The following is a 21,634-nucleotide window of genomic DNA, read 5'->3' on the forward strand; positions in this document are numbered from 1 at the left end:
CAGAGGTGCGACCCGGGCTCAACGAAACGCTCACCGATCGTCACGGTCTCTAGATCACCGAAAGCTTTAGGAGGGCTCTGTGGATTATCTTGGATGGGTGCAATGGCCGGCGATGGTGGTGACGGTGCTGGCCGCCTGGCTGATCGGCTCACGTCAGCCCCGACGGCGGGTGGCCGGGTTCAGTTGTTTTATCGCGAGCAATATTCTATGGGTCATCTGGGGGCTGCATTCAGACGCCTATGCGTTGATCGTGCTGCAGTTCTGCCTGTGTGCGATGAACTTGCGAGGGTTCAGGAAAAATACTGAATGAACCTCTGGCAACGCCATGCCTGAAGTTACTTCATCGCCTGCCCAATGACCTGCACCAGGTCAATCTGCTTGAACGGCTTGGTCAGGCGCGGCAGTTGCGTGGCGAACCCTTCCAGGCGTTCGGCGTAGCCGGTGGCCAGGATGATGGGCAAGGTCGGATGACGATCACGCAACAGTTTCGCCAATTGCGCACCATCCATCTGCGGCATGGCCATGTCGGTGATCACCAGGTCGATGTCCGGATTGAGCTCATACATCTGTAGCGCCTGAGCCGCCGATGGGGCGCAAAGCACGCGGTGGCCCAGGTCTTCGATCAGCAGCCGGGTGCTGGTCAGTACCAGGCTGTCATCGTCCACGACCAACACCCGTAGCTCGTTCACCGAGGGTGTTGTCGTGGCCTGGGCCGGCACTTTGTCTGGCGCGGAGTTGTCGGCTATCGGCAACCACAGCTCAGCGGTAGTGCCCTCGCCTTTGCGGCTCTTGAGTATCAGGCGGCCACCCAATTGCTCGGCCAAGCCATGCACCATGGACAGGCCCAGGCCAGTGCCCTTGCCTACCCCTTTGGTGGTGAAAAACGGGTCCACGGCCGAAGCCAGCGTCGCCTCGTCCATGCCCTCGCCCTCGTCGGTGATGGACAGGCAAATGTATCGCCCGGGTGCCATCGGCGCGTCCTTGCCGGCCTCGGTATCGGAGCGTTCCTGGGCCGAGATCAGGATCCGCCCCCCCTGCGGCATGGCATCCCGAGCGTTGGTCGCCAGGTTCAGGATGGCCAGTTCCAGTTGGTTGACATCGGCCATCACCGGCGAAAGCGCCTGGGCAAAGTCGGTCTGAATGTGGATCGAAGGGCCGATGGAGCTTTGCAATAAACCACTGATGCCCTGCACCAGCGCCGACAGCTCGATCGATTCGGAGGACAGTTTCTGTCTGCGGGCGAACGCGAGCATCCGTTGCGTCAGCGAAACACCGCGCAGCGCGCCCTGGGTGGCGTTATCCAGCAATTGGATGAGTTTCGGATCGCTGGGCATGCGCTTGCGCACAATTTCCAGGTTGCCGAGGATCACCGTCAGCAGGTTATTGAAGTCATGGGCGATGCCACCGGTGAGCTGGCCGATGGCTTGCAGTTTCTGCGACTGGAACAGCGCTTCGCGAGCCTGTTCCAAGGCTTGTTGTGCTCGGGTGGCATCGGTGATGTCGCGGGTGATCTTGGCAAAACCCAGTAGCGCCCCCGTGTCGCTGCGAATCGCGTCAATGACCACGTGAGCCATGAAGCGGGTGCCATCCTTGCGTAACCGCCAGCCCCTTTTTTCAAAGCGCCCTTCACTGGCGGCGATGCTCAAGGCACGCTGAGGCTCACCGGCCTCACGGTCCTCAGGGGTATAGAACATCGAAAAATGCCGACCGATGGCTTCCGCCGGAAGATAGCCCTTGATCCGTTGCGCGCCCAGGTTCCAGTTGGTCACTTGGCCGTCTGGATCGAGCATGTAGATGGCGTAATCGGTGACGCTTTGCACCAACAGGCGAAACTGCTGTTCGCTTTGCTTGAGGGTTTCCTCGGCCATCTTGCGATCGGTCAGGTCCCGGGTGATCTTGGCAAAGCCAAGCAAGTCGCCGCTCTGGCTATCGATGATCGGGTCAATGACGACATGGGACCAGAACAACGTTCCATCCTTGCGCACCCGCCAGCCCTCGCCTTCGAAACGCCCCTCGCGCAAGGCCGTGTCCAGCGCCCGTTGCGGAAGACCGTCGGCGCGATCCTGGTCAGTGTAGAAGCGTGAGAAGTGCTGGCCTAGGATCTCGGATTCTTCATAGCCTTTGAAGCGCCTGGCACCGGAGTTCCAACTGGTAATGATGCCGGAGGGGTCGGTCATGTAGATGGCGTAGTCGACCACGGCGTCGATGAGCAGGCGAAAACGCTGTTCCTGATTGATGAGTGCGGTCTTGGGGGCGTCTTCGAGCATTTTTTTGGCCAAGGCATCCAGAAGGATTTTCGCGAAGTATGGAGCAAGTGCGGCATCGGAAATAGTGATTAAATCCGTGGGAATCAGCAGCTTGGTCGCGATATGAGATTCACCACAGATCCTTTGTGGGAGCAAGCTCAATCCCACAGCAGTTGTGCTGCTCTTGACTAACTGACCACCAACGCGGCAACAAGTGCTGCACCCTCGCCTCAGCAAATCGATCGTCGATCAACATCACCATCCCACGATCCTGCTGTGTACGAATGACACGCCCCGCAGCCTGCACCACTTTTTGCAGGCCGGGATACAGGTAAGTGTAGTCGTAGCCATCGCCGAAAATAGCCGCCATGCGCAGCTTCATCTGCTCGTTGACCGGGTTGAACTGCGCCAGCCCCAGGGTCGCGATGAACGCCCCGATCAGGCGCGAACCCGGTAAATCGATGCCCTCCCCGAATGCACCGCCCAACACCGCAAACCCAATCCCCTGGCTGTGTTCCATGAATCGTTCAAGGAACGCCTGCCGGGGTGCTTCGCCCATGCCGCGTGATTGCGACCAGGTGGCAATCTGCGGATGGCGCTCGGCAAACAGTCCGGCCACTTGCTGCAAGTAGTCAAAACTGCTGAAGAAGGCCAGGTAATTGCCCGGGCGCTCGCTGAACTGACGGGCCATCAACGCGACGATAGGTTCCAGGGACGCCTGGCGGTGGGCAAAGCGGGTGGAGATCCGGCTGACAACCTGTACATCAAGCTGTTGCGCCTGGAATGGCGACTCCACGTCGATCCAGACCGTGTCCGTCGGGGGGCCCAACAGGTCAGCATAATAATGCCGCGGGCTCAGGGTGGCGGAAAACAGCACGCTGCTGCGGGCCGCCGTCAGCCTGGGTCGCAGGAAAGCGGCCGGCACGACATTGCGCAGGCACAGGGTCGATGCGCTTCGCTGGCGGCCGTATTCACGCTTGTGTATGTCGAACAGAAAGTGCTCATCAAAGGACTCCGCCACCCGGGCAAACTGCAAGGCATCGAAGTAGAACGCCTGTAAAGCGCTGTCCAGGCCCTGGGGATGGTCATTGAGGTAGTCGCTGATAGCTGTGGTGCACAGCGACAGGGCCTGGAGCAGTTTCTCCGGTGGTTTTCCATACGCCTGATAGACCGCAACTTGGGGCTCATGCAGCGCGTTCCACTGGCGATTGACCCGCTGCAAGGCCTTCTTCAACGTCTCGGGCGCGGTTTTGCGCACTGCCGCCAAAGCGGACTGATCGAGGGTCGCGCTGTACATCTGCCGCCCTCGCTCCACCAGATTGTGGGCTTCGTCCACCAGGGTCGCGACGGTCCAGCCATTGGCCTGGGCCAGACCAAAGAGCAAGGCGCTGAAGTCAAAGTAATAGTTGTAGTCAGCGACCACCACGTCTGCCCAGCGGGCCATTTCCTGGCTCAGGTAGTACGGGCAGATATCATGGGCCAGAGCAATATCGCGCAACGCCGCCTGATCGAGCAGCGTGATCTGGCTCGCCGCCGCACGGGCGTGCGGCAGCCGATCGTAGAACCCGCGGGCCAACGGGCAGGCTTCGCCATGGCATGCCTTGTCCGGGTGCTCGCAGGCTTTGTCCCGGGCGATCATCTCCAGCACCCGCAACGGCATCGAGGGCGCGCTTTGGGTAATCACTCGGGCCGCATCCAGCGCCAGTTTGCGCCCTGGGGTCTTGGCCGTGAGGAAGAACACCTTGTCCAGTCGCTGTGGCGCCAGTGCCTTGAGCATCGGAAACAAGGTGCCAACGGTTTTGCCAATGCCGGTGGGCGCCTGGGCCATCAGGCAGCGGCCAGTGCTGATGGCCTTGAACACCGACTCAGCCAGGTGGCGTTGCCCGGTCCTGAAGCCGGCGTGAGGAAATGCCAGCGTCTGAGCGCCGAGGTTGCGCGCCTGTCGGTGAGCCATCTCCTGTTTGGCCCAGGCGAGGAACAGCGCGCACTGTTGTTCAAAGAAAACCTCAAGCTGCGCCGCTTCAAAGCTTTGCGTGAGGCAGGTTTCCTTTTCGCTGACGATGTCGAAGTAGACCAGCGCCACGTTGATCCGCGGCAGTTGCAACTTCTGGCACATCAGCCAGCCGTAGATTTTCGCCTGGGCCCAATGCAACTGGCGATGATTGGCCGGTTGCTTGTCCAGGTCGCCCCGGTAGGTCTTCACTTCTTCGATGCGGTTGCAGGCCGGGTCGTAGCCATCCGCCCGACCTTTGATCTTCAACGTCTGGTAGCGGCCCTCCAGGCTCACTTCGGCCTGGTAACCCTCGCTACGCCGCGAGGCCACGGTGCGATGGCCGACGATCCCTTCCATGGCCGTGGGTGACGGCGTGAAGCGCAGGTCCAGGTCGCCGGTCTTGGCGGTGAACTCGCACAGTGCCCGAACGGCGATGCTGTAGCCAGGTTCCTGGGTCATGCGCCCTGCTCCACCCACTGCACATAGCAGACGGCGACGGGCATCTGGTGTTCGTGACAGAACTCCAGCCAGCGCAGTTGATTGTCTTGCAGGCGGTCGCCGGGGCCTTTGACTTCGATCATGCGGTAGGTCTTGTGCTGCGGCCAGAACTGGATCAGGTCCGGCATGCCGGCGCGGTTGGCCTTGATATCCAGCAACAGGCGGCTGAACCAGTGCTTGAGGTGTTCGGCAGGCAGGCAGTCGAGGGCCTGATGGAGCAACTCTTCGGACAGCGCGCCCCAGAACACGAAAGGCGACTGCACGCCCCATTTTTCGGTGTAACGACGGACAATGGTGTCCCGGTAGCGGCCATCGTCGAGCTGCGCGAAACAGGCCGCGAACAGCTCGGCACGTCGGTGGTGAAAGTCTTCGTTGAGCAGGTCCACCGGCCCGCGCTGGAACGGGTGGAAAAACGCCCCCGGCAACGGCGCAAAAATCACCGGCCAGCACAGCAGGCCAAATAGCGAATTGATCAGGCTGTTCTCCACGTAGTGCACCGGCGCGGTTTCATCGTGCAGATGGGCCTGCACGTGATACTCCACCGACAAGGCCGGATCGACACGAGGCAGGTGCAGGTCCAGCCGCTCTACCTTGCGCGCCAGGGGCCGCGGCACCGGGGGGCCGCCCAACTTGCGGCGCAGCCGGGGCAGGATCCTGAGCAGAGCCTGGGTTTCGGCGGCGCTTTGCGGTGATTGTGCGGCCGCTTCACCCCATTCAAGGGCTTGGGCGTACTCGCCGATGCGCTCCAGCACCCGAATCATCCGCAGCCGTGCGCCGGGGTAGTTGCAATCCTGATAAATGCGCAAGGCCAGGGTGAAATCGCCGATGCGCTCAGCGTGCTGGCCGATCTGGAACAGCAGCTTGCCTCGGCGTCGCTCCAGCCACGGATTGTCCAGGCTCAGGGCATGGGCTTGGGCAACGATCTCTTCAAGAGGCTCGCCGGCTTCGAAACGCTGCTGACATTCGTGCAGGAAGAGGCAGGCATCCACATCCTGGCGGCTGCGCAGGCCACGGGATTGGGCACTGAACTCGACGGTTTCATAGGTGAAGATGCCCAGGTCCGCCAGCACGAACTCCGACCAGTCCTGATAGAGATTGCCGAAAAACAGCAACCGCAACCGATCGCAGAGGTTCATGATCGTCAGGCTGAAGAGTCGGTCTTCCAGCAACGGGCACCAGCTGCGAAAAGGCTGTGGTTGATTGAAATGATCCTGCAAGGACTCCAGCCACTGGCCCTTTGTCGCCTTGGGGTGTTCGATCAGGTGACCCAGGCACAGGATGATTTCCTGTTTGAGCAGCACCTCGAACAGCTCGCCAAGGCCAAGAGGCGCTTGATCCTCGACCCAGCCCCGCGCCAGCAACGGCTCGATGGCGCTGCCAATATCACCGATCTCAGGGTAATGCAGCTTGCTTTGGCGAAAATGCAGCCCCTTGCGCATCACCATGCGCACCAGCAATCCCTGGGATGCACGGGGCAAGCTGGCGAACTCGTCGATGAAGCGTTGCTCCTCAGGGCTGAGCACATCGGCATAGCGCGTTGCCAACCAGGCGAGCACCTGCTGAAAGTTGTTCAGGTAGTAGAAAGGGTCGTCGAGGGGGTTATTTGTCACGGAAAGAGGTGCCATGCCTGCTGGAATACTGGTTATGCGTACAGATATCAGCTGCGGCGGGCCCAGGCAACTGCAAAAGATGAGCGGTCGCCCGCATTCAGGAGGGAAATCCTGCAGTCGGCGATGAACTTTCCTACGGCAAGCGAGACCAATGGCGGTTAACTACAGTGATGGCGCGGTCTAATCAACTGAACCGCGTCTTTTTGATTGAGAGGTTACGGATATGAACATCAGGATTCTGGGTCTGCCCCTGGTCGCCGCTGCGTTCCTGGCTCTGGCCGGCTGCTCGTCACCCACGGTGGTGACCTTGCAGAACGGTACCCAGTATTTGACCAAGGATGCCCCTAACACCCGTACCGCCGACGGCTTCTACGAATTCGAAGACATTTCCGGCAAGAAAGTGCGGGTTCGCGCCGATGAAGTGGCGACAGTACGCAAGGAAGACTGAGTTTATTGAGGCCCTCTCCCTCGGAGAGGGCCTGATCTCATGTCATCGGCTCAATCCGATGTCCATCCCGGGTGTCGGACTACCCTCTTGGCAACTGATCAGCCCACCTTTTCGCCGCATCATCTGATCCCTCAATCGCAGGCAGCGGTTGTATTCCTGTTCAATAGCGTGATCGATGCTGATGTTTCCGGTCGTGGCCGGTTTGTTCACTTCCCCGAGACTCACCGATACCCAGGGCTTTTCTGCCTGCACGTCGAAGCGCGGTCGGGGCGACGTCGCCTCGACAGGGGCGCCTGCCTGGGCGGCGGGCAATTGCTCCGAGGTGACGCCGTAGCGGGTCAGAATCGATTGATCCGGCAATTCGGCCAAGGCGCCAGCCGAGGCCAGTCCCCACATCAGGCCGATGATTGAGGCTTGTTTACTGCTCACTGCTTCACTCCCTCTTGTGCCGAGGGGACACACGCATCCCCTCGGCACCACGTACTCAAAACAACCTTGGATCAGGCGAACACAAATTCGCCTCCTACCTGGCCCGGATTGACCCCCACCAGGGTCACGGAACTGTCACCGACCTCAAGCAGCGTGTCACTGCCGACCTGAGACAGGTGCTGGCGGTAGTCGAAACCTTCCCCGGCGCCCTGCACGCCAAGGAACACCAGTGTGTCGCCGGCATCATAACCGCTGATCTGGTCATGGCCGAACGCGCCATTGAAAACGAACGTGTCAGAGCCGCCGCCCGATTGCAGCCAGTCATTGCCCGAACCGCCGACAAAGGTGTCGTTACCCGCACCGCCCAACAGCACGTCGTTGCCGTCATGGCCGAACAGCCAGTCCCCCGATGATCGCGCGGTCAAGGTGTCGTCTGCCGAGGTGCCTGCGGTCGACGATGCATACGCCGTCAGCTTGTCCCCCGCCACCAAGCCGTTGGCCGTGACACTGTGGCTCACCTCGTCTTTGAGCAGGCCCCAGAACAAACCGGGCTCTTTGCTGACGAGCGTGTCGATGTCTCGGGTCATGCTGATTGCACCCTGGGCATCGCGCACGTACAAGGTCCCGGCGCCGTCCTGGACGAAGCTTGCATCTTTCACCGAGGACTGCAGCTGCAGGGTGTTGCTGCCCTGCCCGCCCAATATCACGTTGTACCCACCCTCGTCGCGAAAGGTGTCGTTGCCGGCGCGCCCCTCCAGATAGTCATTGCCCTGCCCGCCCTGGATCAGGTCATCACGCTCGCTGCCGATGATGAACGTGCTGCCGGTGTGGGTTTCAGCGTTGCGATTGAGGTCCTGGACCCACGTATTGCTGCGTGCGAGATCCGACAGGTTGGCGACGATGATGGTGGAGTCTTTCTCGGTGAGGTCGTAGAACGCCGAATCGAGGATCCGGCCCATGCCATCGCCGTAACCGGTGGGCAGGTGGGATATCCAGGTGGGAATGTTGAGGATGGAAAACGGCAACACGTTCCAGGCCGCCGAGGCATAGTGGTCGTTGAAGCTGACGATGTTGTTGGTAGCTGACTCCTGCGGAGCATCATGCACGCCCACCGACGCGGAGGTGAACGTGGAGCCGTCCAGGGCCCGGAACACCGGGTCGTTTTCATAACCGATGTTCAGCACTTTGTCGGTGCTGCTTTGGGTTGGCGAGGCATAGGCGATGTAATTGGCGCTGCTGTAGAACCCCGACCATTGGCTGGTGCTCAAGTCCGCCAGGCTGTTGACCGCCAGCCCACCGAGGCTGTGGCCACTGACCAGCACGTCCTGGCCCGTCAGGCCGTGGGCCTGGGCGAACGCCGCGACGTCCCCGAGCAAGTTGCCAAAAGCCTGGCCGACGTAGTTTTTCGCGTAGTCCTGGGGGCCGAAAGCCGCCATCAGATCGCTGATGACGTCACCAATGGAGTCGCTGATCAGCGTCTCCCGTGGGCCGCTGGTGCCACGAAACGACACCCCGATTTGCGTCAGCTGCCCATCGGCGTCGTACTTGCCGAGAATTTCCACCTGCGCGGTGGTGTAGCCGGCCTTCTCACCAAAAAACGTTCCACGCTCATCCACCTTGCCGGTGTAGCCCAGTTGCGATGCGCTGATCGGGGTCCAGCCGGCCTTTTGCACCGCCTCCAGGGCGAGTTGCTCCGAGTCGGGATTCCACGGCACACCGGGGATTACCCCTTGCGAATCGGTGCTGCCCAGCAGCGCCGTCACCAGCGTGGCGGGCAGTCCCGCGCCGAAGCCGTTCTGCTGGTAGCCGGCGGCAAAGCCGTGGTCCAGATTGTGGTAGGAATACAGCATGATCGCCATTGCATCGCTGACCAGCGCCTTGGACTCGGTGGTGCCGAGGTTTTTATAGTCGTAGATACCCATCGTGATGACCTCTTTTTTTGTTGTTGGAAAGGTTGTCGATACAGGCGAAGTTCTTGGGCACTGCCCGTCATTGCGTCAGCGCCGGGGCCACAAATGCCTCATCCACCTGGGCCAGGTCTTGCGCGCCCAAGGTGCCGGCGTAGTAGTGCAACTTTGTCCAGGCCATGAGGTAGTCATAACGGGCCTGGGCCAGGTCGCGTCGGGTGGTGTAGAGCTGTTCTTCGGCGTTCAGGGCATCGAGGTTGACCCGTTCGCCACCGAGGATGCTTTGCCGGGTCGACACCACCAGCGCCTCGGCAGCGCTGAGGGCTTTGCGGTATGCCCGCAATTTGTTCACCCCCGACAGGCAGGCGCTGAACTGTCGGCGCAGCTCGATCAGGGTTTCCCGGGTTTTGGCGTCCAGTTCATATTCGGCCCGCTCCATGTTGCGACTGGCCTGACGGGTCGACGCCGAGACCCCTCCACCGGCGTACAACGGCACGCTGATCTCAAGTCCAATGGTGTTGGTGTCGTAGCGCTGGTTGTAGGTGTTGCCGCTTTCCGACTCGTTCTGGCGCATCGTCGCGTAGGCGCTGACCTTGGGCAGGTGTCCGGCGCGGTTGCGTTCGACCTCGTAGCGCGCCACGTCCACGGCCTGGCGCTGGGATGCCAGGGTCGGGTTGTTGCTCACGGCCAGTTCGTGCCATGTCTGAAAACTGGCCGGTTGCAGGGTGAAGGTCTGGAACGTTTCGCTCAGGGGCGTCAGGTCGCCGATGTTCAGGGTCGGGACGCCAATCAACGAGCCAAGTTCGCGCAAGGATGCGTCCTGCTCGTTGCGGGCCTCGATCTCTTCGGCAATCGCCAACTCATAGCGCGACTCGGCTTCAAGGATGTCGGTGCGCGTACCTTCGCCTTGGGCAAACAGATGCTCGTTCTGATGAAACTGCTGTTCGAAAGCCTTCTTCCTGGCCTGGGCAATGTCGATCTGATCCTGGGCGAACAACGCCTGGGTGTAGGCGCTCAACACCCGCACCAGCAACTCCTGGCTCTTGCCACGAAAGTTTTCGTCGGCAAACAGCGCCTGGGCCACGCCTTTGCGATAGGCGGCGTAGGCCTCGTAGTCCAACAGCGGTTGTTGCAGGGTCAGGCTGGAGCCATAGCTGCTGTAGTTGCGGTCGTCATGCTGGCTGGCGCCGCGGTCGTTGAGGTAGGTGACCTTGGACTGGTTGCGGCCCTTGTTGTAGCTGTAGCCCAGGTGCGGCAGCAGCCCGGCGCGGCCAATGGCGCGGTTCTCCAGGCCGGCATCGCGCTCCTTGATCGCGCCCAGGTAGGCCGGGTCATTGCGCAGGGCTTGTTCATAGAACTCGAATGGGCCCATGGCCCAGGCACTGTTGCAGATAACCGCCGCTAGCGCGGCGAGCCAGTTACGTCCCTTCATACCCCCGAACATCCTCATTCTTCGGTCAACGCGGAGCCGGCTCGGTCGAGCAGCGGTTTGAACAGGTAGTTCATGAGCGAGCGCTCGCCGGTGCGCACGAACATTTGCGCCGGCATTCCGGGCTTGATCACCAGTCCGTTGAGTTTTTCCATCGCCACTTCGCTGACGCTGCTGCGCAGGACGTAATACGGCTCGGCGGTCTTGTCATCGATCATCTGGTCGGCGGAAATCAGGCTGACCTCCCCCGGCACCCTCGGCGTGCGGTTCTGGTTGAAGGCGGTGAAGAGGATGTCCACTGGCAAATGGGTGCCCACCTTGTCGATCAGGTTGACCGGCAGGCGCCCTTCCACTTCCAGTCGCGTGCCTTGGGGCACGATTTCCAGCAAGGTATCGCCTTGACGGACCACGGCGCCTTCGGTGTGTACGCCCAGGTTCACGGCGATGCCGTCGGCGGTGGCGAGGATCTCGCTGTGTTGCAGCTCGAACGCGGCAGACTTGAGTTGCTGTTGCAGGGTTTCGCTCTTGAGCTGCGCTTCGGCCAACTGACTGCGCACCTCCTTCTGGTATTCCTCGTTGTGTTGCTCAAGCGTGAGGCGGGACTCGACGATGCCCTGCTCCACCCGGCCGCTTTCGCCACTGTTCTGCGCCAGTTCCTGCTGCACTTGCGACAGTTGCCGTTGATAATCGAGCAGACGATTGCGCGGGATGTAGCCGTTGTCTGCCAACGGTTGCAGGTTGCTTAGCTGCTGGCGCAGGGACTGGGCCTGGGCATTGAGGTCATTGCGAGCCCGGCGCATGCCCGCCAGTTGCGCCGTGGCACCTTCGATATTGGCGCGCAACGCGGCCTGCTCCCGGGCCACCGCTTCGCGGCGGCTGCTGAACAACTGCCGCTGGCCTTCGAGCACCAGCGCCAGGCGCGGGTCGGGGTCGTGGCTCAGTTCGGCCGGAAAGCTGATCTGTGGGAGGTTGTCCCGCTCGCTTTGCCAACGTGCCAGGCTAGCCCAGGCCATGCGGTACTGGGCCTGCAGTGCTTGCACATCGGCGGCTGTCTGAGTCTGGTCCAGGCGGAACAGCGGCTGGCCCTGTTTCACTGCCTCGCCTTCACGCACCAGGATCCGGCTGATCACCCCGCTGCTCATCGATTGCACGGCCTTGCGCTTGCCGGACACCACCACGGTGCCTTGCACCGCAATACCTTGGTCCAGCGGCGCCAGGCTGGCCCAGGTGAAAAAACTGCCAGCGCCAATGAGCGCCAGTGTCCACCCCAGGCGGGTGAAGAAACGGGCATCGCGCTCGGGATGTTCGAGGTCTTGAGAGTGTTGCAGATTCATGTCGCTATCCTTGCTCATGCGCCGCTGGGTTTGCTGGCAGCCGAATACTGGCGACTCATGCTCAGTCCGTTGGGGGCTGCCTGGGGTTTGTCGCGTTGCGATGGCGGCAGGCCGGACAATGCCCGCAGCACCTCCTGACTTGGACCGAACGCTTGTAGGTGGCCTTCATTGAGCACCAGCAGCTTGTCGGCCTGAGCCAGCGCCGAGGAGCGATGGGTCACCAGCACGACCGTGGTGCCCTGGGCTTTCATCTGTGCGATGGCGCCGGCCAGTGCCGCTTCACCGACCGTGTCGAGATTGGAATTGGGTTCATCGAGCACCACCAGGCTCGGTTGGTCGTACATGGCCCGGGCCAGGGCGACGCGCTGTTTCTGGCCGCCGGACAAACCGCTGCCATCCTCTCCCAGCACGGTGTCGTAGCCTTGGGGCATGCGCAGGATCAGTTCATGCACGCCGGCCTGTTGCGCGGCGGCGACGACCTTTTGCGGATCGGCCTGGCGGAAACGGGCAATGTTCTCGGCAATGCTGCCGCTGAACAGCTCAATGTCCTGGGGCAGATAGCCGATGTGCGGGCCGAGCTGGTCGCGGTTCCAGCGATGGATGTCGGCCCCGTCGAGCCGCACTGTGCCTCCGAACGTAGGCCACACCCCCACCAGCACACGGGCCAGGGTCGATTTACCAGACCCCGACGCCCCCAGCACCCCGAGCACTTCCCCGGCGCTCAGGCTGAAACCGAGCTGATGCAGCGTCGCGTTGCGCTGCCCCGGCGGGCCGGCGCTGACCTGTTCGAAGCTCACCTGGCCCTTGGGCGACGGTAATGTCATCGCTTCGTCCTGGGCTGGGTAAGCCTGCAACAGCGCATCGAGACGGCGATAAGCCAGTTTGGCCCCGCTCCATTGCTTCCACACGGCGATCAACTGGTCGATGGGGCTTAGCACCCGGCCCATCAGGATCGAGCCGGCAATCATCATTCCGGCGGTCATGTCGCCCTTGATCACCAGCAACGCGCCCAACCCCAGCACCAGCGATTGCAGACACAGGCGCAGGGTCTTGCTCAGGGAACTGAGCACCGCGCCGGTATCACTGGCCTGGTTTTGCAGGCCGAGAAAGCGCGAATGCACGGCAAACCAGCGCCCGCGCAACGCGCCGAGCATGCCCATGGCCTGGATGGTCTCGGCGTTGTGCAAGTGGCTGGTCGCCAATTGGCTGGACTGTTGCGAGTAGACACTGGCCTGCCCCAGCGGTTTTTTGGTCATGGCTTCGTTCAGACAGGCCAAGCCAATGAGCAGCAAGGTGCCAACGCTGGCGAACACGCCGAGCCACACGTTGAACAGGTAGATCACCAGCAAATACACGGGAAACCACGGGGCGTCGAAGAATGCGAACAGCGCAGGTCCGGTGACGAACTGGCGGATGTGGGTAAGGTCACCCAGCGACTGCCCGGCGTTGCCCTCGCCCTGGCGCAGGTTGCGCTCGAACGCGGCCTTGTACACCTGAAGGTTCAAGCGCCTTTCCAGTTGGCTGCCGATACGGATGACAATGAAGCTGCGCACCATTTCCAGCAGCCCGATAAATACGAAGAAGCCCACCACCATCAACGACAACATCCACAGCGTGGTTTCGTTTTGTGATGACAGGCCCCGGTCATACACTTGGAGCATATAAATCGAAGGCGCCAACATCAGGACATTAATCAGTGCGGTAAAACAACCGACGCTGATCAGAATATTTTTATAGTCGCCCAGCGCTCTAAACAGCGGCACCGTCGCAGCGCGCCTTGTCATGTTCATGAAGATATCCTTGCTGTTGGCTTTGCCAGGTTATTCAACTTGCCAATCTTTAAATGATTTACATCGGGCCGCGGTGCGCTGCGCGCCTGTTTAAACAGGCGCGCCTGGGGCATTCGCAAACTGTACTAACGTGTTAAGGAATGGTTTGGGGTGGGCTCCGTTCGAGTGTCACTACCTGACCTGATTTCAAGGTGACTTGATAGTGTTGTTCTTGACGCAGTTGCAAGTGAATCCGGCTGTTCTGTTTGCCAATCAGTGACAGACCGTCTGGCTCGGTGAACCAATGGACCGGCTCATCGCCCAGCCACTGTCCCAGGCAGGCGGTTTGCCCGACCAGGGTTTGATCTGCCCTGAGCTCGACAAGGCAGATGCTGGACGGCGGGGTTTGCGCAGGCTCCTGCGGCCCCGACAGAACAGCCTGCCACTGACCGGCCAACTGGGAAGGTTCTGCTAACAACAGGCTGCGCGCCATGGCGGCTTCTCCGGTAAACATCATCAGCGTAGCGAGTAACCAGGCACTTGCCTGGACGCCTTGGGGCTGGGGATTTCTGCACATCTGTTCAATCCTGAAGGATCCCGCAAGAGCGCTGGCCGCTCCCACGGGATCGGGGACATCAGGCCACGATATCCGAGACAGCCGCCTGGCCGACGGTACTGACCAGGAAGTCAGCCACGCCGTGCCCGGAGAAGTCCACCGACAGCAGGCTGTTGCCACCCGATGTCGACAGCACCGCATCACCCGCCGCACCGGTGAACGCATTCACGAAGTGCAGGCCCGCGCCCTGGGTGATGCCGGTCAGGTCGATCTTGTCCAGACCGCTGACAAAATCGAGGATCTGATCGACCGCACCTGGTCGTGAGTCAGAACTGGCCGCGAACACGAAAGTGTCCGAGCCCGAACCGCCCCACAGTTTGTCGGCACCGCCCGCGCCCCAGAGGATGTCGTTGCCGGCGCCGCCCTTGAGTTCGTTGGCCACGGAGTTGCCGATGAGCAAGTCACTGCCCGAGCCGCCAATGGCATTCTCGATGGTCACCCCCTGAGCGATGGAAACGTTACCCACCATGCCGCCAACGTCGGAAAACGAGGCGCCATTGAGGTTGATCTTCTGGTTCTGCGTGAAGCCTGAAAAATCCAGGGTATCGCGGCCACCGGCGTCCCATACCGAGAACACCACTTTGTCCGAAGACGAGGATGCGCTGTAGAAGTCGCGACCGGTGTTGGAGTTGAAGCCGTAGGTCGAGTCGCCGGTCCGGGTGCTGGTGTTGGCACCGTAGAGCTTCTGAATGGCCGCAATGTCATCCATCAGCGGACCCGAGGCATAGGCTTCGACGCCGCCCTTGCTGAAGTCCTGGCTGGTGTTGGTTTCGCTCCAGTAACTCATGAGGCTGTAGCCACGGGTGTCCTGACCGTAGGTGGCGTCATCGTAGGTCGGGCTGCCTTCACCGGCGTTATAGTCGCCAGGATGCGCCAGGCCCAGGCTGTGACCGATTTCATGGGTCAGGGTCTGGCGGCCATAATTGTTCAGTTCCGGATTCTTGTTCTGGGTGTAGCGGCTGTTGATCAGGTACCAGGAGGTTCCGTCATAACCGGCGCCCGTGCCGGGCAGATAGGCAAATGCCGCGGCGCCGTCCTGGCCGCTGCTGTAGTTGCCGAAGGTCATGTGGCCGTCGCCACCGCTGGCCCTTTCAGTGAACGTGACATTGGCCACGTCCGCCCAGGACTGCATGGCCAGGACCGCCTGGCCTTTCTGTTGCGCGCTGAACTGGCTGAAACCGCTGATGCCGTGCTTGTTCATGGTGCTCGAGGAGGCAGAGGTCAGGAACGTGTAGGTCAGCTCGATCTTGCCGCTGGCGTCCCGGTCCTGGTAAGCCGCACCGTCGCGCAGCAACTGGGTGGCAGCTTCGTCCACCGAGTACGACGGTTTGCCATTGACGGTCAGGTTGCCACCCCGATCGTATTGGTGGCTGAAACTATTGATCTGATTGAATGCACTGCTGGCCGCCGCCAGTGACTGCGGCGCCCAGAGCATTTGTTCGGCAGAATCAATAGCGCTGGTTTTGACTTTCGACATAAACACACTTCCTTGTTTGCAATGGAACAGTTTTTGTCAGATAGAACAATCTCTGGCGAGAGCGTCCTATCACTCGCCCAATTGAGGACGCAAGAAAACTGACACAATTGGAAATCAAACGTCCAGCGAATTTTTTTGACCCTTTTACACACTCTCGCCTTCAACAACGGCAAAAGATACACGGCGCCCCGTTAGTACAGGTATTTCGCCGGCGACATTAAAGATTGTAGGACAAAACTCTATTTAAATATTAAATGAGGTTATCCACCTATTTGCCAATCACGTCGCACTTTTAGCAACTAAGTGCCAGCGAAACGCTACTAATTAATGGCCTCTAAATCTCTACGGTTTTGCCGGAACACACTTCCCGCAGACAACCACGAAACCAGCGGTGCACAGGATCTGCATCCATTCGGGGGTGCCAAAGCATGGAAATCGTGAATGTCGGCACCGCAAACGGCAGCGCAAAGCTGTGCATGCCGGCACGCAGGCGGGTGGTATAGCGCTCAGGCACGCTGGCGATCAGGTCGCTGGACCGGGCAAGGCCCAGCGCAGTGGAGAAGCCCGGGACGGTGATCGCGATCTGCCGTGTCAGGTTCAAGGACCGCAAGGCTTGATCGAGGGCGCTGTGGTCCAGGCCCCGCAAGGAAACGCCGATGTGCTCGCCCGCTGCATAACCGGCGGCACACACCTCGGCCTGGCTCAGCGGGTGATCCGCGCGCACCACGCCAATGAGGCGATCAGTGAACAACGCCTGGGTTCGTAGCTCCGGGCTGGTGTCCTTGTCCACGACCGCCGTTTCCAGGTCCACGGTGCCCTCTCGCAACGCCGTACTGTCCTTGTCGGCCTTGTCCAGGAAATGCAGGCGTACACCGGGCGCCTGTTCGCTGATACGGGCAATCAAGTCGATGGCGAAGTTTTCAACAAACCCTTCCCGGGTGCGCAGCGTGAAGGTGCGGCTCAGCCGGCGCAGATCCGGCACCTGGGACGGCCGCAGCGCCGCTTGGGCATCCTGCACCAGTTGGCTGACCTGCTCGCGTAACGCCAAGGCGCGGGGTGTGGGCACCAGGCCGCGCCCAGCCCGAACCAGCAGTGGATCACCCGTGGTTTCGCGCAACCGCGCCAGCGCCCGGCTCATGGCCGAGGGGCTGAGTCGCAGTCGCCGAGCGGCTCGGGCCACGCTGCCTTCCGCCAGCAAGACGTCGAGGGTAATCAGCAGATTGAGGTCGGGTGTGGACATGGCGCAGTCCTGGATTGGAATAGGTGGCGCTGCATGCAGTTATAAAGTGCAATCCATGCGTCTTCCGCCATGTTATGCCCGGGCGTACCGTTCTGACAGCTCCATTTTCAGAGCGTCAGAGTCAGGGGACATGATGAAACCAGCCAATACCCAATCCAGCCTGTCGAGCGCGACGGGCACCCAGCGGGTCTTTTCACCGCGCTGGGCCTTGGCCAGCCTGTCACTGTCGACCTTGCTGGCCTCCTTGGGCGCCAGCGTGGTGACGGTCGGTTTGCCGACGCTGGCCCATGCGTTCGAGGCCTCCTTCCAGCAGGTTCAGTGGGTCGTTCTCGCCTATTTACTGGCGATTACCACCTTGATTGTCAGCCTCGGAAAATTGGGCGATTTGCTCGGGCGTGGAAGGTTGCTATTGGCCGGGATCGTGCTGTTCACCCTCGCGTCGGCGTTTTGCGGCATGGCGCCCTCGCTTTGGCTGTTGGTCGCTGGTCGGGCGTTACAGGGCTTGGGAGCGGCGATCATGATGACGCTGACTTTGGCCCTGGTGGGTGAAACCGTCAGCGAGGAAAAGACCGGTAGCGCGATGGGGCTGTTGGGCACCCTATCTGCGGTGGGCACCGCCCTTGGCCCCTCTCTGGGTGGTGCACTTATCAGCGGTTTCGGTTGGCAGGCGCTATTTTTGATTAACGTTCCGCTTGGACTGCTGGCGTTCGGACTGGCCAGGCGTTCACTGCCGGCTCGGCAACCGGAGGGATCGGTCGCGCGCCCCCGCTTCGACACCCTGGGTACGCTGTTATTGGCGGCGACGCTTGCTGCCTATGCATTGGCCACGACGTTGGGCCGAGGCGACTTCGGCTGGCCGAACATTGCGCTGTTGCTGATGGCGATCCTGGGCGGCGGTCTGTTTGTCATGGCCCAACGGTGGGTCGCGTCGCCGTTGATTCCCTTGGGGGTGTTTGGGGACCGGTCGCTGGTTGCCGGGCTGGTGACCAGTGCTCTGGTGGCAACGGTCATGATGGCGACGCTGCTGGTGGGGCCTTTTTATCTATCCGTCGCCCTTGGGCTGCCTGCCGCGCTGGTGGGGTTGGTGTTGGCGGCAGGACCGTCGGTCGCTGCCCTGACGGGGGTGCCTGCCGGGCGCCTGGTGGACCGCTTTGGCGTGCGCCCCGTGCGACTCGTTGGGCTGCTGATCATGATTCTCGGCTGCCTGATGCTGTCGTTGATGTCACCGACCCTCGGTGTGGGCGGCTATGTCGCCGCTATCGCGGTAACGACCCTTGGCTATGCGCTGTTCCAGACGGCCAACAACACAACGGTGATGGCGGACGTGCCCGCGGGCAAGCGCGGCGTCATCTCAGGGCTGCTCAATCTGTCGCGTAATCTGGGTTTCTTTACCGGAGCATCGGCGCTCGGTGCGGTGTTTGCGCTCTCTGTACCGACGAATGGTATCGCCCAGGCAGCTCCCGAAGCAGTGGTAAATGGCTTGCATCTCACCTTCATCGTTGCCACGTGTTTGATGTTGCTGGCTTGGGTCGTTGTCTTGAAATGCCGTGAACCAGAGCCTCTGGATGGGCGTGATGACATCTTCGCCCATAGAAAGTGAGGCCAGGATCAAAACGGCATAAGTCGTGATGCAGATCAAAAAAAGTGAACCAATCGCCAAACGACCTGAAAAAAGCCACATGACATTCATTTTCAGGTGCTATTTTTAGTTCTCACTGGTAGAGCCATGATGGCTCTTCCTTCCTGACTATGAGCAAACGGAAGCGCTTGATGAAGAAGGTGGGCAACAGATGAATAGAGGATCTTTCAGCAAGGTTACGTTTCCCAACGCCTGCCAGTTGATGCGCTGGCATTTTCATCCCATGGGATTCGAGGCCAGCATGGACGCACCGGGCAGTATGGTCGCCCGGCTGTTTGACCGTGCCAGCGGCGAGACTATGATCGCGATTGCGGGCATCCCCTGCGCGACAGTGATGAACGCCCCTGACGTGGAGCGAATAATCGAAGCGGTGGAAGCCGAGCTGGAAGCTTTCGTGCCACCAGTTGGCTTGCGACGATTTGCCTCCTGAAAAATGAAGCCCACAGCAGTGGGCTTCTTTTTGCTTGACAGTTTTGTTCGTGCCCCGAAGTTCTCAACTGCGGGCGCGGCGATGATCGACAAAGAACGGTTTGCCGGTCCCTATCCGATCCGACGCCTTGGGCGCCTTGTTGACCTGGGTGTCCTGCCCATCGACATACCAATAGCAATGCTGCACCGCCCGGGTAATGCCGACATAGGCCAGGCGCAGAATCTCGTCTTTCTGTGCCGTGTCGTACGGCTCGGCATCGCCCTCCTGGCCAAGCCCGGCCATTCGGTAGACCTGATTCTTGTAGGGGGAACTGGTGGAGTGCTGGCAGTCACCGAGCAAAAACACCGCGTCGGCCTGAAGCCCCTTGGCGCTATGGTAGGTCATCTGCCGGAGGCGTCTCGCCGGGTATGGCAAGCTAGAATCCACATTAACTGTTGGTTGAATATGTTTTTCAATCAATAGCTTATCGCTGCTTTTTCGATAGAGCATCAAGATTGAATCGCCCTTGCGGTAGTGCTCGTCCAGGCGCTTGGCCAAGCCTTCGTCGTCTCTGTCCAACACATTGACCGGGCTCAAGGTTCGAGGCGTGCCGCTGGCCTTGGCCTTTTTGCCGGGAATCGCCGCAGCCGCACGCACCACGTGTTCGGCGGCGTCAATGATGTGCTGGTGGCTGCGGTAGTTATCGGTGAGCATGACCCGGGTGTTTGCCGGTGAAGGAAACTGTTTGTTGAACGCCATGAAATAACTGGGTGAACTGCCGCGCCAGCCATAGATCGATTGCCAGTCATCACCCACGCACAGCAAGGAGGAACGCTGGGCGCCTCGGCCGACATGCATGGCAGGGCCGCGGCTGCGCACTTCCCGCAGGCTGGCGCGAAGCCAGGAAACAATCTGCGGCGAGACATCCTGAAACTCGTCGATCATCAAGTGCGACAGAGGACGCAATGTCGCATCGCTCAGCAGCTTGAAGTTCTCGGGGGAGTGCTCACTGAACAACGCGAACATTCGGTTATAGGTCATGACGGGCGGCGACTGGTCAAGCAGGTGGTCTTCAAATGCTCGCCAGTAGCGACTCAGGGCCTCAAAGAAATAACGATCCGGGTCATCCTGGGCAAAACACATCCGGCCCACGGCGTCCGGGACGTCCAGACCCAGGTTCTCGATAAAGCCGGCAGCCGCAACGAAACAATCCAGCAACGGTGCCGAAGCCAGTTCGCCTTTTACCTTGTAGTCGAACCCAGGGCCTGCGCTGGCATCCCCGGCCAACACGCTCAGTACACGCTTTGACGCCTCATAACTATCTAGCCATATCAATGGCTTAGAGCAGAAAGCTTGAAACAGGGTGCGCTTTACTGCCCACTCTGCGCGGATACTCAGCTTGGCGCCGGGCCGGCTGATCCGGGCATCTTCCCGCGGGTCGAAACCCAGCATCACCCAGGCGTCCAGAGTTGGAACGTAGCCGTGGCAATGAAACGTCGCACCGTTGATCTGGAAGGTCTGACGCTTTGGCTCGATGCCCTTGATCGGCCAGGCACCGGCGCGAAACCACAGGTCTTCGATCGCATCGCACAACTCTTCATCGCGCTGGGCGGCCAGTTCGGTCACGGCCACCCGTTTCTGCACATCGGGATGGTCGCGTTCCAGCTCCCTGAGCTGCAAGGCGTGCCGGGACATCGGTTTGATCAGTTCGCGAAAACGCTCATCGCGTTGATAAAGACCGTGATAGCAGGCATTGAGCTGTTGGCGCTGAGCATCGTTGATGCGCAGCTCAAAGGGATTGCCCTGGGCGTCATCATCAGCCGTCTCGTTACGATGGCTCAGGGTTTCAAACGCCTGGAGCCGCTCAAACCCGGGCAGACTGCGCACCATGGGCAAGATGCGTGAATGGAAGGTCCGCACCAGATCGCGAGCTTCCTTGAGGCTGATTGTCCGCCCCCACAGGGCAAAAACTTCAATGAGCTTGTGAATGAAGTCCTTGCGCGATTCCCGCGTGAAGGTCACCACGGTCATCGAATCCAACTCAAAACCCAGGTAGTGGGACAGCAGCACAAGGCGTAGCACCAGGGTTGTGGATTTCCCGGCGCCTGCGCCCGCGACGACCGAGGTAGACGGCGTATCGCTCAGGATCATTTTCCACTGCGCGGCGCTCGGCTGGGCGTGAGCGGGAAGCAATCGGGCAACATCGGCCTTGATGCGCTTCTTGAGTTCGGCGGTCAACGGCAGGCGCCAGTCATCGAACAACAGCTCATCGGCTTTCGGTGCCGGGTGCTCGGTGCTTCGGAAATCTCGGATCAGCAGGACCTGCCGGCCCTCTTCCAGTCCATCGGCTTTGCCTTCCTTATAGCCGTAGTCAAAACCGGCGCTATGCCCGCTGCGAAAGCCATCGGCCTGGCCGTGTAGCCAGGAAGCCCGATGCTGGGCTCGAAGTCGCGTCAGGCCATGACCCAGAAAACGCGCGGCCAGGCGCTTGAGCAAAGGCATCTGGGCCAGGGGCAGAAGTTCGGGGGGAAGATCGGGAGTGTGTTGCGACACGCTGGGGGACTCCGGTGTTCAGAACCATGGCGGCTAT

16 protein-coding genes are annotated in these 21,634 nt (G+C 60.7%); 4 read left to right on the top strand and 12 right to left on the bottom strand.

Annotation, left to right across the window (positions count from 1 at the left end; genetic code table 11):
• The first annotated feature begins 79 nt into the window (after positions 1–79).
• Complete coding sequence (locus tag QOM08_RS13840) at positions 80–310, top strand: hypothetical protein (protein WP_047226450.1); 231 nt, start codon at positions 80–82, stop codon at positions 308–310.
• A 25-nt stretch (positions 311–335) separates the two neighbouring features.
• Here the strand turns inward: QOM08_RS13840 and QOM08_RS13845 are convergent, their stop codons facing one another.
• From QOM08_RS13845 to QOM08_RS13855, 3 genes are all read right to left on the bottom strand, one after another.
• The gene (locus QOM08_RS13845) at positions 336–2,267 is read right to left on the bottom strand and encodes a PAS domain-containing sensor histidine kinase (protein WP_188250868.1); all 1,932 of its coding nucleotides are present in this window, start codon (positions 2,265–2,267) and stop codon (positions 336–338) included.
• Positions 2,268–2,376: 109 nt separating this feature from the next.
• Positions 2,377–4,698 (bottom strand): ATP-dependent DNA helicase, encoded by a 2,322-nt coding sequence (locus QOM08_RS13850; protein WP_316913191.1) that lies wholly within the window; start codon positions 4,696–4,698, stop codon positions 2,377–2,379.
• Positions 4,695–6,362 carry a VRR-NUC domain-containing protein gene (locus QOM08_RS13855; protein WP_316913192.1) on the bottom strand — a complete coding sequence of 556 codons (1,668 nt, stop codon included), beginning with the start codon at positions 6,360–6,362 and terminating at the stop codon, positions 4,695–4,697. Before QOM08_RS13855 ends, QOM08_RS13850 begins: the two co-directional genes overlap by 4 nt.
• A gap of 208 nt (positions 6,363–6,570) precedes the next feature.
• Here QOM08_RS13855 and QOM08_RS13860 point away from each other — a divergent pair, with 208 nt between their 5' ends.
• Positions 6,571–6,795 carry a YgdI/YgdR family lipoprotein gene (locus QOM08_RS13860; protein ID WP_047226447.1) on the top strand — a complete coding sequence of 75 codons (225 nt, stop codon included), beginning with the start codon at positions 6,571–6,573 and terminating at the stop codon, positions 6,793–6,795.
• 42 nt (positions 6,796–6,837) lie between these two features.
• Here QOM08_RS13860 and QOM08_RS13865 read toward each other — a convergent pair whose 3' ends face one another.
• From QOM08_RS13865 to QOM08_RS13900, 8 genes are all read right to left on the bottom strand, one after another.
• A complete protein-coding gene (locus tag QOM08_RS13865; RefSeq protein WP_316913193.1) occupies positions 6,838–7,224 on the bottom strand; it encodes a hypothetical protein in 387 nt (128 codons plus the stop codon).
• 71 nt (positions 7,225–7,295) lie between these two features.
• Positions 7,296–9,146, bottom strand: coding sequence for a polyurethanase (locus tag QOM08_RS13870; protein ID WP_316913194.1), 1,851 nt, complete (start codon positions 9,144–9,146; stop codon positions 7,296–7,298).
• A 67-nt stretch (positions 9,147–9,213) separates the two neighbouring features.
• Positions 9,214–10,563: a TolC family outer membrane protein gene (locus QOM08_RS13875; protein ID WP_305468434.1), complete on the bottom strand. Its 1,350-nt coding sequence runs from the start codon at positions 10,561–10,563 to the stop codon at positions 9,214–9,216.
• Between the two features lie 14 nt (positions 10,564–10,577).
• Complete coding sequence (locus QOM08_RS13880) at positions 10,578–11,912, bottom strand: HlyD family type I secretion periplasmic adaptor subunit (protein WP_316913195.1); 1,335 nt, start codon at positions 11,910–11,912, stop codon at positions 10,578–10,580.
• Positions 11,909–13,684: a type I secretion system permease/ATPase gene (locus QOM08_RS13885; protein ID WP_316913196.1), complete on the bottom strand. Its 1,776-nt coding sequence runs from the start codon at positions 13,682–13,684 to the stop codon at positions 11,909–11,911. Before QOM08_RS13885 ends, QOM08_RS13880 begins: the two co-directional genes overlap by 4 nt.
• Before the next feature lie 133 nt (positions 13,685–13,817).
• Complete coding sequence (locus tag QOM08_RS13890; RefSeq protein WP_080962867.1) at positions 13,818–14,240, bottom strand: AprI/Inh family metalloprotease inhibitor; 423 nt, start codon at positions 14,238–14,240, stop codon at positions 13,818–13,820.
• A 58-nt stretch (positions 14,241–14,298) separates the two neighbouring features.
• Positions 14,299–15,756: a serralysin family metalloprotease gene (locus tag QOM08_RS13895; protein WP_076384645.1), complete on the bottom strand. Its 1,458-nt coding sequence runs from the start codon at positions 15,754–15,756 to the stop codon at positions 14,299–14,301.
• 334 nt (positions 15,757–16,090) lie between these two features.
• The gene (locus QOM08_RS13900; protein ID WP_139050296.1) at positions 16,091–16,996 is read right to left on the bottom strand and encodes a LysR family transcriptional regulator; all 906 of its coding nucleotides are present in this window, start codon (positions 16,994–16,996) and stop codon (positions 16,091–16,093) included.
• A gap of 133 nt (positions 16,997–17,129) precedes the next feature.
• On the opposite strand from QOM08_RS13900, the gene QOM08_RS13905 reads away from it, so the two are divergent.
• Both QOM08_RS13905 and QOM08_RS13910 read left to right on the top strand, forming a co-directional pair.
• The gene (locus tag QOM08_RS13905; protein WP_316913235.1) at positions 17,130–18,596 is read left to right on the top strand and encodes an MFS transporter; all 1,467 of its coding nucleotides are present in this window, start codon (positions 17,130–17,132) and stop codon (positions 18,594–18,596) included.
• A 190-nt stretch (positions 18,597–18,786) separates the two neighbouring features.
• Positions 18,787–19,065: a DUF1652 domain-containing protein gene (locus QOM08_RS13910; RefSeq protein WP_047226440.1), complete on the top strand. Its 279-nt coding sequence runs from the start codon at positions 18,787–18,789 to the stop codon at positions 19,063–19,065.
• Between the two features lie 63 nt (positions 19,066–19,128).
• Here QOM08_RS13910 and QOM08_RS13915 read toward each other — a convergent pair whose 3' ends face one another.
• Entirely contained in the window at positions 19,129–21,597 is a 2,469-nt protein-coding gene (locus tag QOM08_RS13915) for a UvrD-helicase domain-containing protein (protein WP_316913197.1), read from the bottom strand.
• Positions 21,598–21,634 lie beyond the last annotated feature (37 nt).

The organism is Pseudomonas sp. P105 (assembly GCF_032614175.1).
In the GTDB taxonomy this organism is placed as follows: Bacteria; Pseudomonadota; Gammaproteobacteria; order Pseudomonadales; family Pseudomonadaceae; genus Aquipseudomonas; species Aquipseudomonas rhizophila.

Coding starts and splice junctions, on each gene's coding strand:
- QOM08_RS13875 (WP_305468434.1), bottom strand. CDS start 10,563: ATGAAGGGACGTAACTGGCTCGCCGCGCTAGCGGCGGTTATCTGCAAC.
- QOM08_RS13895 (WP_076384645.1), bottom strand. CDS start 15,756: ATGTCGAAAGTCAAAACCAGCGCTATTGATTCTGCCGAACAAATGCTC.
- QOM08_RS13910 (WP_047226440.1), top strand. CDS start 18,787: ATGAATAGAGGATCTTTCAGCAAGGTTACGTTTCCCAACGCCTGCCAG.
- QOM08_RS13850 (WP_316913191.1), bottom strand. CDS start 4,698: ATGACCCAGGAACCTGGCTACAGCATCGCCGTTCGGGCACTGTGCGAG.
- QOM08_RS13845 (WP_188250868.1), bottom strand. CDS start 2,267: ATGCTCGAAGACGCCCCCAAGACCGCACTCATCAATCAGGAACAGCGT.
- QOM08_RS13905 (WP_316913235.1), top strand. CDS start 17,130: ATGAAACCAGCCAATACCCAATCCAGCCTGTCGAGCGCGACGGGCACC.
- QOM08_RS13890 (WP_080962867.1), bottom strand. CDS start 14,240: ATGTGCAGAAATCCCCAGCCCCAAGGCGTCCAGGCAAGTGCCTGGTTA.
- QOM08_RS13870 (WP_316913194.1), bottom strand. CDS start 9,146: ATGGGTATCTACGACTATAAAAACCTCGGCACCACCGAGTCCAAGGCG.
- QOM08_RS13880 (WP_316913195.1), bottom strand. CDS start 11,912: ATGAGCAAGGATAGCGACATGAATCTGCAACACTCTCAAGACCTCGAA.
- QOM08_RS13885 (WP_316913196.1), bottom strand. CDS start 13,684: ATGAACATGACAAGGCGCGCTGCGACGGTGCCGCTGTTTAGAGCGCTG.
- QOM08_RS13900 (WP_139050296.1), bottom strand. CDS start 16,996: ATGTCCACACCCGACCTCAATCTGCTGATTACCCTCGACGTCTTGCTG.
- QOM08_RS13855 (WP_316913192.1), bottom strand. CDS start 6,362: ATGGCACCTCTTTCCGTGACAAATAACCCCCTCGACGACCCTTTCTAC.
- QOM08_RS13860 (WP_047226447.1), top strand. CDS start 6,571: ATGAACATCAGGATTCTGGGTCTGCCCCTGGTCGCCGCTGCGTTCCTG.